9 protein-coding genes and 1 pseudogene are annotated in these 13,235 nt (G+C 65.3%); 3 read left to right on the forward strand and 7 right to left on the reverse strand.

Going from position 1 to position 13,235, the window contains the following annotated elements; genetic code table 11:
- Positions 1–51: 51 nt before the first annotated feature.
- Positions 52–1,929 (reverse strand): caspase family protein, encoded by a 1,878-nt coding sequence (locus tag ACVIW0_RS37870; RefSeq protein WP_461356864.1) that lies wholly within the window; start codon positions 1,927–1,929, stop codon positions 52–54.
- 269 nt (positions 1,930–2,198) lie between these two features.
- Positions 2,199–2,645, reverse strand: coding sequence for a GFA family protein (locus ACVIW0_RS37875; RefSeq protein ID WP_461356865.1), 447 nt, complete (start codon positions 2,643–2,645; stop codon positions 2,199–2,201).
- 99 nt (positions 2,646–2,744) lie between these two features.
- On the opposite strand from ACVIW0_RS37875, the gene ACVIW0_RS37880 reads away from it, so the two are divergent.
- The 3 genes and pseudogenes from ACVIW0_RS37880 to ACVIW0_RS37890 form a co-directional block, all read left to right on the forward strand.
- On the forward strand, positions 2,745–3,119 hold the full coding sequence (locus ACVIW0_RS37880; protein WP_461356866.1) for a nuclear transport factor 2 family protein: 375 nt from the start codon (positions 2,745–2,747) through the stop codon (positions 3,117–3,119).
- Between the two features lie 332 nt (positions 3,120–3,451).
- On the forward strand, positions 3,452–5,059 hold the full coding sequence (locus ACVIW0_RS37885) for a Na+/H+ antiporter (protein ID WP_461356867.1): 1,608 nt from the start codon (positions 3,452–3,454) through the stop codon (positions 5,057–5,059).
- 187 nt (positions 5,060–5,246) lie between these two features.
- Positions 5,247–6,233: pseudogene (locus tag ACVIW0_RS37890) on the forward strand (IS30 family transposase); the annotation flags it as partial.
- A 30-nt stretch (positions 6,234–6,263) separates the two neighbouring features.
- On the opposite strand, the gene ACVIW0_RS37895 reads toward ACVIW0_RS37890, so the two are convergent.
- The 5 genes from ACVIW0_RS37895 to ACVIW0_RS37915 form a co-directional block, all read right to left on the reverse strand.
- Positions 6,264–7,604 carry a Rieske 2Fe-2S domain-containing protein gene (locus tag ACVIW0_RS37895; protein WP_461356868.1) on the reverse strand — a complete coding sequence of 447 codons (1,341 nt, stop codon included), beginning with the start codon at positions 7,602–7,604 and terminating at the stop codon, positions 6,264–6,266.
- A gap of 145 nt (positions 7,605–7,749) precedes the next feature.
- Positions 7,750–8,343, reverse strand: a complete 594-nt coding sequence (locus tag ACVIW0_RS37900) for a DsrE family protein (protein ID WP_461356869.1) — start codon at positions 8,341–8,343, stop codon at positions 7,750–7,752.
- A gap of 37 nt (positions 8,344–8,380) precedes the next feature.
- On the reverse strand, positions 8,381–9,004 hold the full coding sequence (locus ACVIW0_RS37905) for a hypothetical protein (RefSeq protein ID WP_461356870.1): 624 nt from the start codon (positions 9,002–9,004) through the stop codon (positions 8,381–8,383).
- Positions 9,001–10,047 carry a TAXI family TRAP transporter solute-binding subunit gene (locus ACVIW0_RS37910; protein ID WP_461356871.1) on the reverse strand — a complete coding sequence of 349 codons (1,047 nt, stop codon included), beginning with the start codon at positions 10,045–10,047 and terminating at the stop codon, positions 9,001–9,003. Before ACVIW0_RS37910 ends, ACVIW0_RS37905 begins: the two co-directional genes overlap by 4 nt.
- A 63-nt stretch (positions 10,048–10,110) precedes the next feature.
- Positions 10,111–13,167, reverse strand: a complete 3,057-nt coding sequence (locus ACVIW0_RS37915) for a hypothetical protein (protein ID WP_461356872.1) — start codon at positions 13,165–13,167, stop codon at positions 10,111–10,113.
- Positions 13,168–13,235 lie beyond the last annotated feature (68 nt).

The following is a 13,235-nucleotide window of genomic DNA, read 5'->3' on the forward strand; positions in this document are numbered from 1 at the left end:
GCCGACCTCTCCCAAGGGAGAGGTGAAGGACCGTTGCAGCACCAGCGCAATCTAGTTGCAGACCTCGACATTGCCGACGCCGAGGCCGGGGCCGGGGCCGCCGCCGCCGCGATACTCGAGGTGGCAGCCGTGCCGGACCGGACGGCACAGATAGGCATCGCACATGATCTGGCCGCTGCCGCCGCCTTCCGCCCTTGCACGCTTCTGCGGGCGCGGAATTGCCGCCGACGGGGCGGATGGCTCGCCCGGCTCGCGATCCGGACGGAGCGCGCGATCGCGCTCGCGGCGCGACGGCCGCTCATCGCTGTCGCGCTTGGCCACCGGCTTCCGCTCGCGGCGCTTCTCGCATTCATTGTCGTCGTTGAGGAACGAGCCCTCGGCGCAGACGATCCTGGTGCAGCGGTCGCCGTCGGCCTTGTAGCCGGGCTCGCAGACCAGCGGGCAGACGCGGGCCTGCTTCAGCTTGATCACGTCGAGCGTGTCGAGGTTCGCGGTCTTGATCCCGAGCCTGGTGCCGGCATAGCGGTTGAACAGCGTCAGCGAGCGCTGCGAGGCCGCATTCCAATCGCCGTCGACGGCGCCGGTCAGGCAGCCGACCCGGCGCAATTCGGTCTGCACCGATTTGACGACATCGACCTCGGGTGAGCCGGTCGCCAGCGCCGCCACGGTCGTGGTCTTCTCGGGCGCCGGCGGAGCTGGCGGTGCGGCGGCTTGCGCTGCCGCTTGATCGGTGGCCGGCTTGTCTGTTGCGGTTCGATCGGTGAGCGCCGCATCGGCTTGCCGCTTTTGCTCGGCCGCCGCCGCCTGTTCCTGCGCGACCTGCTTGGCCTTTTCGGCCGCAAGACGCGCCGCCTCAGCCGCCCTGGCGTCGGCCTCGGCCTTGGCCTGCTGCGCCTTCTGCGCACCTTCGGCGGCGAGCCGCGCGCGCTCCTGCTCGGCCTGACGCGCCTTCTCGGTGGCGGCGACGCGCGCGTCCTCGGCGGTGAACTTCTCGAGCTGCAACCGCGCGAGATTGGCATAATAGCCGCTCGGATACTGGGCGAGGAAGGCGTTCATCGCGTTCCTGTTGCCGATCTGGAGCGCCAGCTCGTAGTCGCGACGCGCCTCGGATTGCGGCGTCGGCGCAGGCGGGGTTGGCGCGGCAGCAGCGGGCGCAGGCTTCGGCTCTGCCGGCACCAGCGGCACGTCTTCGCCGCCGAGCGAGCCATAGACGAACGGCTCCTGGCGATTGTTGGTGGTCTTCAGCACCTCGTCGCGGACATAGCCGAACGCGCGGCGGACATCGAGACCAGGCGTCGGCAGGAACTTCGACAGCGCCAACGTAAACGGGCTGTTCTTGCCGTCGCCGTCGGCCGCAGTGGAGCCGGCCTTCGCCGAATAGGCGATCAGCACGTTCGGGCTGGTCGGTTCGACCTTGGCGAGCCCCTGCCCGATCGCCCGGGTAGCCAAGGTTCGTTTCATGGTCTTGGCAAACGGGTTGTCGCGGCAGGCATCGAGGATCACCAGCCGCAGCTTCCGCGCCGGCTCGATCGCGACCAGGACGCGGTCGAGCGAAAACGCCTCGTCGTAGACGTCGGTGTCGCGCTCCAGCCTGGCATCGACCGGGATCAGGTAGTTGGCGCCGTCCACCTCGATGCCGTGGCCGGCGTAGTAGACCAGCGCGATATCGGCATCGCGGGCGAGGTCGGCGAATTCGCGCAGCGCGCGGCGGGTTTCGACCGCCGGCAGGTCCTTGCGGAAGTCGACCACGTCGAAGCCGGCAGTCTTCAGCGTCGCGGCCATCACCGAGGCATCGTTGACCGGGTTCGCCAGCGGCGCGGCGTTCCTGTAGGCCGAGTTGCCGAGCACCAGTGCGACGCGCTTCTCGGCCAAGGCCGGCTGGCAGACAATCAGCAGCAAGGCCGCGACGGCAAACAGCAACCGATTCAATTTCAACAGCCCAGACCCGTTCAGGACGACACTTCCAGGACCTGACTTCCAATATCCGGCATGTCCTAACACGCAGCCCCGACTAGCAAAAAGCGGTGCCGCGCTTCGTGAGGCGGCTCACGATCCACGCCCGCGAGGCCGTGCTGCCTTCATTGTTAGCCAGCGGAAGCGACCGCCGGTTCGCAAGTGACCGGGCCGGACCGGTCCGCGATCGGGGGATGTCCGGAACCCATCCGCCCTCGCGCTGCTCGACCTGCCCCCGCAGGGATTTATTCCCCGCTTCGCGTCACATGCTCCTGATATTGCGGCAGGCCGTCCGAAATCTCGTACCACGGCGCCTTGGAGCCGACGAAGATATGCGCGCTCGGCCGGATCGTCGGCGCATCGCGCAGCGTGCCCAGGGTGACATGGACATAGGCGCCCTCGCGGACCTGCGAATAGAGCAGCGACCCGCAGCGGCCGCAATGCGCATCGTGGGTGACCGCATCGCCGTAGATCAAAAGACCGTCGGCACCGCTGACGACGGCGAATTTCTCACGGACGATGCCTGCGAACGGCTTGAACGCCGATCCCGTGGTGCGCCGGCAATTCGAGCAGTGACAATTCAACGCATAGGAAAACGCGTCGGCGACCTCGTAGCGCACATCGCGGCAATAGCACTCGCCAGTCAGGATGCGATGGCTCGAATTTGCGTTTGAATTTGCAGATGCGGTCACAACTTGCTCCTCACGCGAAATTTTGCCGCTGGCCATGGCGTAAACTGGCGGTTCCTGTCTACATTCCGGCAATTCATTTCCTGCCGGGAGGACCAACCCATGAGCCAAAATCGATCCAGCGTCGAAAGCGTCGTGCAAACCTATTTCGACGGCCTCTACGAAAGCAATGCCGACAAGCTCGCCGAAGCCTTTCACCCGAGCGCCGATCTGCGCTGGGTGGAGAAAGGCGAGCTGAAGGTCCTGACCGTGCCTGACTGGCTTGCTCTGGTGCGCAAGCGCACCTCGGCGAAGGCGGAAGGCAAGCCGCGCGACGACTTCATCGTCACCATCGACCGCTCCGACGACAATACCGCCTTCATCAAGGTGCGCTGCCAGCTGCCGCCGCGCTATTTCACCGACTATCTGGTGGCGATGAAGCTTGCCGATGGCTGGCAGATCGTCTCGAAGTCCTACCGCTACGATCTCAGGGACTGAGCGGGCGGCAGCCTTCTGAACCGAAGGCGGGATGAGTTCTGACTAAACCGGCCACGAACGCGATTCACCTCTCCCTTGGGAGAGGTCGATTTGCACAGCAAATCGGGTGAGGGGTTACGGTCTATCGAGAGAGCAAGAGCCCTCACCCGGATTGCACTGGACGATGCTTCGCATAGCCAGGCGCAATCCCACCTCTCCCCGCCGGGGAGAGGTCAACCGAGGCCGGGCCAAGCCGCCGAACCGATTCAAACTAACTTCATCCCGATCTGGCGGCCCGGCTTCGGCCCGACCGCATTGACTGGCGCTTGGTTTCCGGGCGAATTGAGCCCGTTATGGAAGCCAAATTTCAGATCTTTCTCACTTTGCTCGGTGTTCTGGCGGGAACCGCGCTGGTGGCGCGGCGGACCGATATCGCGCCGGCGATCCTGCTGTTGCTGGTCGGCATCGCGCTCGCCTTCGTGCCCGGCATGCCATCGCTGGAACTGCCGCCCGAGCTCGTGCTCCTGGTGGTGCTGCCGCCGCTGATCTATTCGGCGAGCGTCGCGATGAGCTGGCGCGAGTTCAAGGCCAACCTGCGGCCGATCATCCTGCTGTCAGTCGGCTGCGTGATCTTCACCGCCTTCATGGTCGCGGCCGCGACCCATTATCTGATCAACCTGCCCTGGAGCATCGGCTTCCTGCTGGGCGCGATCGTCGCGCCGCCGGACGTGGTCGCGCCGCTCGCGATCGCGCGCAAGCTCGGCATGCCGCGCCGCATCCTGGTGGTGCTCGAGGGCGAAGGGCTCGCCAACGACGCGACCGCGCTGATCCTCTACCGCTTCGCGCTCGCCGCCATCACCACCGGGCTGTTCTCGCTGCCGAAGGCGACCGGCACCTTCCTCGTCATCGTCGCCGGGGAGATCGCGTTCGGAAGCGCGATCGGCTGGCTCAGCCTGCGCGCCCGCCGTCGCGCCCGGGATCCCCAGATCGAGATCACGCTGTCGCTGATCACGCCTTATCTCGCCTACTGGATCCCCGAGCATTTCGGCGGCAGCGGCGTGATCGCCACCGTCGCCTGCGGACTCTATATGAGCTGGAACGGACCGCTGCTGATCTCGGCTGCGACCCGCTTGCAGGGCATCTTCTTCTGGGATCTCGTCATCTTCCTGATCGAGGGCATGCTGTTCCTGGTGACCGGCTTCCAGATGCGCTCGCTGTATGAGAAGTCGAAGTCGTTTCCGCTGCACGACATCCTGACCGCGACCGCGCTGGTCGCCGTGATCGTGATCATCGCCCGCTTCCTCTGGGTGTTTCCCGGCACCTATCTGCCGCGCTGGATCAGCAGGCGCGTCCGCGAGCGCGATCCGCTGCCGTCGTGGCGGGCGGTGTTCGTGGTCGCCTTCACCGGCGTGCGCGGCGCGGTCTCGCTCGCCGCGGCACTGGCGCTGCCGCTGACGCTGCCGAGCGGGGATGCGTTCCCGTATCGCGACCTGATCCTGTTCGTTGCCTTCGGCGTGATCTTCGTGACGCTGGTCGGGCTCGGTCTCACGCTGCCGCCGGTGGTGCGCTGGCTCGGCCTCGCCAAGGATGGGCGCAGCGAGCATATCGCCGAGCACGAGCAGGAGATCGCGGCGCGGCGCGAGGCACTGAACGCCGCGCTGAAATCGCTCGATGCCATCACCGACGACCGCGAGCTTTCCGACGAGGTGGTCAAGCTCTTGCGCTCGCGGCACGAGATCCGCATCAACCAGCTGCCCGATACGCTCGACCCCGACAAGCACGACGCCTCCGCCACCGGCACCGCGCTGACACGGGAACTGATCGCCGCCGAGCGCAAGTTCATCCACATGCTGCTGCGCGACGGCAAGATCACCGACGAGACCAGGCGGCGGATCGAGCGCGACCTAGATCTGGAGGAGGCGAGCCTGTCGAACCGCGAGTATCGCAGGATTCCGTTGTAGCGAATTCTGATGTAATTGTAGCGAATTCTATCCCACGTCGCCCCGGGCTTGACCCGGGACCCCTAACCACAAATGTCGATTGTCTCGAGATGCTGGGGCCACAGCTCAGTACAACAGCAAACATCTGTGGTTATGGGTCCCCTGAGTTCACAAACGAAGTGCAACACTTCCTTGAGGAGGTGTTGCGATGGGGCGGAGTTACGAGCAGCTATCCCTGGACGAGCGATGCGAGATTGCCCGACTTTCAGCCAATGGCAGCTCGGTGCGGCAAATCGCGGCAGCTCTGGATCGCTCGCCATCAACGATCTCTCGGGAGCTGAACCGCAATTCTGGCGCCCAGGTCGGCTACAAACCCAACTATGCCCAGCAACAGATGCGAGCGCGGCGCTGGACGGGCGTACGCCTCGAACGGGAGCCCGGCCTGCGCCGCGCGGTCTTGGAGCGCCTTGGTCGGGGCTGGTCGCCCGAGCAGGTCGCGGGCCGGCTGGCCCGCGAACACGGCCGCAAGGTGATCTCCCACGAGACCATCTACCGCTTCATTTACGCCCAGATCCGACGCACCTCGGACTTCAGCTGGCGGCGTTATCTGCCACGCGGCAAGAGCAAACGCGGCTACCGCGGCAAGAAGGGCGGCAGTCCCGCAAGCTTCATCGAAGGCCGTGTTTCCTTGGATAAACGGCCCATCGAGGCCGACGATCGCAGCACCCCCGGTCATTGGGAAGCCGACCTGATGATGTTCTCCAAATACGGTCAGGCGATCCTGACCGTGCATGAGCGCACCTCGCGCCTGCTGCTCGGCATCCGCATCGCCAGCAAGCTCGCGCGCGGTATCGCCCGCCATCTCGTCCGCTTGTTTGCTGCCTTGCCGGAAGGCCTGTGCCAGACCGTTACCTTCGACAATGGCACCGAGTTCGCCTGTCACCTGGAGCTGCACCGCCTCGCGATCGAGACCTTCTTCTGCGATCCGCACGCGCCCTGGCAGAAGGGCGGCATCGAGAATGCGATCGGTCGGATGCGCCGCTTCATTCCGCGCAAAACCGATCTCGCGACCTTCCCGACGCGCCGCCTCCGCCAGTCCATCAACGCCTACAACAACACCCCGCGCAAATGCCTTGACTTCCAAACCCCTCTCGAGGCCTTCTCTCAAGTGTTGCACTTCGAGTGTGAATCCACCTCCCGGCCTTCGCCGGGACGACAGCGATGGTCATTCCGCAGCCGCATTCTGTCCGGGACTGCCGACGAAGCCTGCGGGATCGCCGAACCGTTCGATCATGACCGCGGTGAGATCCTTGGTCTTGCTGGTGACGCAGGCGCCGGAGCGCACGGTGTAGCGGTCCTGGTGCTGAACGTGCGGCGGCGCCTCGCCGTTTTGCAGCGCGCGGGCCGCCTCCATCATCAGCTTGCGGAAATGCAGGATGCCGAGATCGGTCGGACCGAGATGCTCGCGGGTGCGGTCGGCGATCGGGCCCTGGCTGTCCTGCACCGCTGCGTCCTGCTCGGAAACGCCCTTGATGCCGGTGTAGCTTCTGGTCCGCTGCAGCTTGCGGTCGATCAGATAGTCGTTGGCTTTGTTGCGCAGCGGCACGTAGTTCTCGTCGACCACCGCCATCACGCCGTTGCCGTTGGCATAGCCCTCGCGCTCGGCCTCTGTCAGCGGCCGGTCCGGATTCCACGCATAGGTGTAGATCCAGCAATTGGTGTCGGTGACGGGCACGAAGGTCTGGCCGAACATGTTCTCGCCCGGCATCGAGCTCGGCGCGTAGCTGTGGAACGGCATCAGGAACTGGGCGATCCGCCAATAGATGTTGTCGCTGCCGGTGAGCCGTCCGCCCGCGACCGTCAAGCCTGCCTCATGCGGATTGATCTTGATGACGGGGCGCGGATCTTCGGCGATCCAGCGCATGTGATCGGTCGCGACCCGCGTCAGCGGGTTGACGAAATGCTTCTTGATGTCGAGGATCTCGTTCTCCTCCTTCTCGAAGGAGAGATGCGCGAAGGTGAAATGCGCGGTGTCGATCGAGCCTTCGACCGCCTGCACCCAGTTGCAGTCCTGCCACTTCTTGGTGACGAAGCGGTGTGAGGCCGGCAGCAGCGCCATCTCCAAGGCCGGCAATTCGGGCATCTGATCGGCCGGGCCCATATAGGCCCAGATCATATCGCCCCATTCGCGCACCGGATAGGACTTGATGTGGATCAGGTCCTTGGCGTTGAGGTCGGGATAAGAGGTCGGCATGTCGACGCAGCGGCCGTCGGTGTCGAACTTCCAGCCGTGATAGACGCAGCGGATGCCGCATTCCTCGTTGCGGCCGAGCCAGAGATTGGCGCCGCGATGCGGGCAGTATTGATCGATGATTCCGACCACGCCCCGCGTGTCGCGGAAGGCGAGCAGTTCCTCGCCCATCACTACGATCTTCTTCGGATCGCTGTCCGGCTCGGGTAGCTCTTCCGAGAGCAGCACCGGGATCCAGAACCGGCGCAGCAACTCGCCCATCCCGGTTCCCGCATTGGACTCGGTGAGAAATCTGTTGTCTTCGGCGCGGAGCATGGCGGCCTCCCCGGGTTGTTCTTGATTTTCCCGGAGCTTGGCGGAGCGGATGCGCGACGTCAATGCGATTGCCGGCGCGGCCGGGCAGCGCCAATTTCCGATCCGCACCCGCTCAGGCGTCTTCAGCGCAAGCTGGCCCTCCAGCTCACGGCTTCACATAGGCCCACCCCTTCTCCTGCAGTTCCATCACCCGCACGACGCCGGACTTCACTACTTCCGCCTGCTTGATGATCGGGATCGACTTGTTCTCGGCCTTCTGCATCTTCTCCTGGGTGTTGCCGCAGGCCTTGAACGACACCTCGGGTGTGCTGAGGGCCATTTCCTCGATGCGGCCCCTCACCGGCGAGGTGTCCTCGCGCAGCATGTGCAGGCCCGGGCCGAACGTCACCACCTCGATCTTCACCTTCTCGCCGAGGCCCTTGTAATATTCGCTGACGTTCGCCGCGTTGTTGAGCGTGAGATTCATGGCGGCAGGGTCGTTGCTGTTCACCTGCAGGATCAGGTGATGCTCCTTCGCTTTCGGGGCCGCCGGCTGCAGGCGCGCATATGCAGCGCGCTTGCGCTTTTCGGCGGCGGACCGCGGCGCTTCAGGTTTCCGGGCCTCGCTCGCCGGCTGAGCAGCGGCTTGCGCGGTCAGCACCAATTTTCCATTCTGCTCGGCCACCGCCAATGACGTGGAGGCCAGCACAGCAATGGCACTCATCGCAACGAATTTCACGACAGAATCAAAACTGAACATCGGTATCTCCATCTCGATAGATCGCGAACACACTTTTTCAATTGCCGGGCCTTGCGACCGCGAGCGGCCATTTGCAGACCCTCGCCATCCGCGCGCGCATCGCGTCCATCCCTGCGAGCGAGAATGTTGCGTCATGGGCGGCCCCTGCACCGGACGACAGATGCACAGCAAGGACCGCACCGTCGGGAAGCGATTGCACCAAGCGGACGACATCGCCCGCGACCGCGACGCCGGAGCCGGATGCCGGCGCGGTTGCCGCGACCTGCACAGGCTTGCCGTCATTGATGCGATATGAAATCGCATAGCCGTCGCTCCGGCCCGAGATTGCGGGCCCCGCGAAGGACAATTCGGTCCGCCCGCCGCGACACCGGATCGACAGCTTCATGGACGAATCGACCGAATCGGATGTCGTCGCGGTCGCGATCGGTGAATAGTCGACGGGAGACGTGGTTTCACTGACCGTCCAATTGTCTGCTCTCGACGCGTCGCGGCGGTTCGGCGCGGCGGCATGCGACAGCTTGTTGAGGCACTCCAGACGCGCTTCACGTTCCAGCTGCGAACAGGCGCGCAGCTGCGCCATCGGATCTTCCACCCCTTGCGCCAGGGCAATGCCGTCGATGACGGTGATTGCGGCAACAAGCGGAGCGGCGAGCCTGGTCATCGCGATGCTCGCGCCGTCGCCGACTGACGATCGAGCCACGCCTGCGCGGCGGGGAAGCGCGTCAGACCCGGCACCGTCGCTCCGAGGTTGATCGATTTCCACTTCGGGTCGAAGCCCGGCCCCTGCAGCTTGTCGATACGCGAGAACAGGTGATCGACGAACCGGGCAACGCGCTCGAAACGGTTGCTGTGCGCCGGCCAATTGAAGGCAACCAGCACGGTTGGCACAGATATCGTGGCCACACGATCACCCTGCTTGATCAGGTTCGGGTAATCGGCGGCATCGAGCGCCGCCGGCAGATAATAGTCCTCGAACTTGCTGTCATAGGGGACCGGCAGGAACTTGAAGCCGGCTTCAAATTTGCCTTTCACGAAGGCATCGACCGGCTTCGAGGTGATGAACACGACGGCCGCCATCTCGCCTTTGCGCATCTGCTCGAGCGCGACCTGGTGCGGAATGAACGTCTTGTCGACGTCGATGCCGAGGCGACTGAAGATCAGCGGGCCCGAATACGCCGCGGCAGTACCCTGGCTGTTGAAGTTCACCTTCTTGCCGGCGAGATCGCTCAGACTCTGAATCTCCGGCCGGACGAAGATATGCAGCTCGGACGGAAACAGATTGAGGACGTAGGCAATCCGCCGCTGGATGTCCGGCACCTGGCTCTTGTATTCCTCGAGTGCGTCGGAATTGATGATCGCCGCGTCGATGCCGCGCAGATACAGCAGCGAATTCAGATTCTCCACCGGCCCACGCGTCACCACAGGCAGAACGTGCAGATTGTCGCCGTCATCGACCACGCGGGCCATCTCCGCGGCGAGGCGGATCGGCGCGCCCTCGAGCAGGCCGCCGGCGAGGCCCACGGTCCAGGCATTGATCGTCTGAACTTCGGGCCTCGGCTTCGGCGATTCGGCCCGGATCAGGCGCCCCTTTTGAGGTTGCCCATGTTGCGGCCGCGCATCCGCCGGGGGCAAATGCAGCGCCGGAAGCAACGACACCAGGGCCGCAAGCAGGAACAGCGGGCGTACTCCAACAAACCCTTTCATCGGCCAGCTCCTTTGCAAGATGTCCGCATCAGCGCGTTCGTCCGTGCCGCGGCGATCGTGTGATCAACGCAGTGCCTCGAAGCGCGCCTTTGCTTCCTTGATTCCACCCGCCTCGGCTTTCGCGTAGAGGTCACGTGCCTTGGTCGCGTCGCCGCGCGTGCCCAATGTGCCCCACTTCGAGAGGGTCTGCGGATCGTAGGTTTCTGCGAGCGCGAAGCTTGCCTGGGCGCTGCCTGTCTCGGCGACGCGTTCCAGCACGATCCGCGCAGCACCGATATCGCCCTGTTCCAGCAACAAGCGCGCCCGCGCCATCAGCCTCGCCTCCTGCGCACCGGCGTCAGGGGTGATCGCGGCATTGCCCGCGTTTCGCGTCGCGGCAGCGCGATCGTCGATTGATGCCACCACTGCGCCTGTCGGCTCGTCCTGCATGGACTTGCCGGCGCTGCCGGTGGCGGCGACTTGAGACGCGACGGGCGGCACTTTCGCGGCGAGCGCACCGACCTCGCGGCGCGCCGATGCAAGATCCCGCTCCAGCTGCTCGGCCCTGCCACGTTCGCTCTGCAGCAGACCGCGCAGCTCGGCCACGGATTGCTCCGCGGCCTGCTGCGCCGCGGCGGCTTGCGCGTTCGCTGCGGCCGCCTGCTCGGCCTGGGCATCGAGTTCGCGGCCCTTCGTTGCAAGGTCACTTGCCAGTTGTTCGGCCCGCTGCTGCTCGCGCTGCAGTGATTGTCGCAACTCGGCGGTATCGCTTGGCTCCGCCTGCTGGTGCTGCGCGGCTTCGTCGCGGGTATTGGCCGCCTGCGCCTCGTAGGCGTAGACTTTGCTGCGCGCCGTCGCCAGATCCTGCGCCAGAGCATCGCCCCGCTCATGCTCCTTCTGTACCAATTGGCGCAGTTCCACGGCGCCAGCGTCCGCTGCAATCCTCAACGTGGCCAGTTCGTCGCTCGCCTTGGCCGTCGCCGCTGATTGCGCCTCCATGTCACGACGAGCCGCCGCAAGGTCCAGCTCCAACCGCGCCGCCCGCTCGCGCTCCTCCGCCAGCGACTTCTGCAAGTCTGCCGCGCCGCTTTCGGAGGCCTTCTTCAGCCGAGCCGCTTCGTCACCGGCCCTGGCCGCCAGCGCGGTTTGCGCTTCCACCTCACGACGGGCGGCCGCGAGGTCCTGCTCCAACCGCGCAGCCCGCTCGTGCTCCTGCTCCAGCGACGTCTGCAAGTCCGCCGCGCCGCTTTGCGAGGTCCCCTTCAGCCGCGCCGCGTCATCGCCGGCCTTGATCGCCAGCGCGGTTTGGGTTTCAACGTCGCGACGGGCTGCCGCGAGATCCTTCTCCAGTCGCGCGGCGCGTTCACGCTCCTGCCCCAGCGACATCTGCAAGTCCGCCGCGCCGCTTTCGGAGGCCTTCTTCAGCCTTGCCGCTTCATCGCCGGCCTTGGCCGCGAGGGTGGTTTGCGTTTCAACGTCATGACGAGCCGCCGCGAGATCCTTCTCCAGTCGCGCGGCCCGCTCACGCTCCTTCTCCAGCGACTTCTGCAAGTCCGCCGCGCCGCTTTCGGAGGCCTTCTTCAGCCGGGTCGCTTCATCGCTGGCCTTGGCCGCCAGCGCGGTTTGCGTTTCAACGTTACGACGAGCTGCCGCAAGGTCCTTCTCGAGCCCCGCGGCGCGCTCACGCTCCTGCCCCAGCGACTTCTGCAAGTCCGCCGCGCCGGTTTCGAAGGCCTTCTTGAGCCGAGCCGCCTCGTCGCTGGCCTTGTCCGCCAGCGCGGTTTGCGTTTCAACGTCACGACGGGCTGCCGCGAGATCCTTCTCCAGTCGCGCGGCGCGCTCACGCTCCTGCCCCAGCGACTTCTGCAAGTCCGCTGCGCCGCTTTCGGAAGCCTTCTTCAGCCGGGTCGCTTCATCGCTGGCCTTGGCCGCCAGCGCCGTTTGCGTTTCCACGTCACGGCGGGCCGTCGCGAGATCCTTCTCCAGTCGCACGGCGCGCTCGCGCTCCTGCCCCAGCAACTTCTGCAAGTCCGCGGCGCCGGTTTCGGAGGCCTTCTTCAGCCGAGCCGCCTCATCGCTGGCCTTCGCCGCCAGCGCGGTTTGCGTTTCAACGTCACGACGGGCTGCCGCGAGATCCTTCTCCAGTCGCGCGGCGCGCTCCTTCTCCGTCGAGTTCTGGTCGGCCGCGCCGCCTTGCGAGGTTGCCCTCAGCCGCGCCGCTTCCTCGCTGGCCTTGGTCGCCAGTGCGGTTTGCGCTTCAGCGTTGCGACGAGCCGCCGCAAGGTCCTTCTCCAGTCCAGCGGCCCGCTCGCGCTCCTGCCCCAGCAACTTCTGCAAGTCCGCCACGCCGCCCTGCGGGGCCGCCTTCAGACGCGCCGCTTCGGTGCTGGCTTTGGCTGCCTGGGCTTCGTATGTGTAGACCTTGTTGCGCGCAGTCGAGAGATCCTGCGCTAGGGCATCGCCCCGCTCGCGCTCCCGCTGCATCGATCGGCGCAGTTCTTCCGCTGCCGGCCTCAGCCTGGCCAATTCGTCGCTCGCCTTGGCCGCCGCCGCCGCTTGCGCGTCCATGTTACGCCGAGCAGCCGCGAGGTCCCGCTCCAACTGCGCGGCGCGCTCGCGCTCCTGCCCCAGCACCTTCTGCAAGTCCGCCGTGCTGTCTTGCGGCATGTCCTTCAGCGAGTTTCTCAGTTTTTCGGCTTCGCTCCGCAGATCAGTCTCGACCCGAGCCGAATTTTCGCGTTCCTTGGTCAGCAAGCCCTGCAGCGATTCAATTTCTTTCTGTGCCGCCGCAAGTTCGCGGGCGAGCGCGTCCGCGCCTTGCGACTGTTCCTTGGCTTTACCGGCGTCAACGGCGGGCTTCGCTTTTGCTTGTGCAAGTTGCGGGGAACCTGCAGCGACGCCATTGGACTGCGCCTGCGCGCTGCCGGAACCCGGCGAATCCGAGAGACACATCACCGCAAGGGTTGTTGCGAACCATACGGGAACTGCCCGGCGCATCGTCCTCGGAGCAGATGGCGCTGCACCCGATTTGACGCGCGAGCCGGTCATTCCACAGCTTGAGTTCCCGCCACCGTCGCGAACGACGATGTTCTCATGGCCGCACGCGTCCACTATCACCTGCCGCATGGTGATATTGCCCATTCTGATGCGGCATCATAGGGCTCACCGGCTCACGGATATATGACCCGCAAGGGTTACCCCTGCTCACT

It is taken from the genome of Bradyrhizobium sp. USDA 4454, from assembly GCF_054822705.1.

Coding starts and splice junctions, on each gene's coding strand:
- ACVIW0_RS37910 (WP_461356871.1), bottom strand. CDS start 10,047: ATGAAAGGGTTTGTTGGAGTACGCCCGCTGTTCCTGCTTGCGGCCCTG.
- ACVIW0_RS37880 (WP_461356866.1), top strand. CDS start 2,745: ATGAGCCAAAATCGATCCAGCGTCGAAAGCGTCGTGCAAACCTATTTC.
- ACVIW0_RS37885 (WP_461356867.1), top strand. CDS start 3,452: ATGGAAGCCAAATTTCAGATCTTTCTCACTTTGCTCGGTGTTCTGGCG.
- ACVIW0_RS37895 (WP_461356868.1), bottom strand. CDS start 7,604: ATGCTCCGCGCCGAAGACAACAGATTTCTCACCGAGTCCAATGCGGGA.
- ACVIW0_RS37905 (WP_461356870.1), bottom strand. CDS start 9,004: ATGACCAGGCTCGCCGCTCCGCTTGTTGCCGCAATCACCGTCATCGAC.
- ACVIW0_RS37915 (WP_461356872.1), bottom strand. CDS start 13,167: ATGGGCAATATCACCATGCGGCAGGTGATAGTGGACGCGTGCGGCCAT.
- ACVIW0_RS37900 (WP_461356869.1), bottom strand. CDS start 8,343: ATGTTCAGTTTTGATTCTGTCGTGAAATTCGTTGCGATGAGTGCCATT.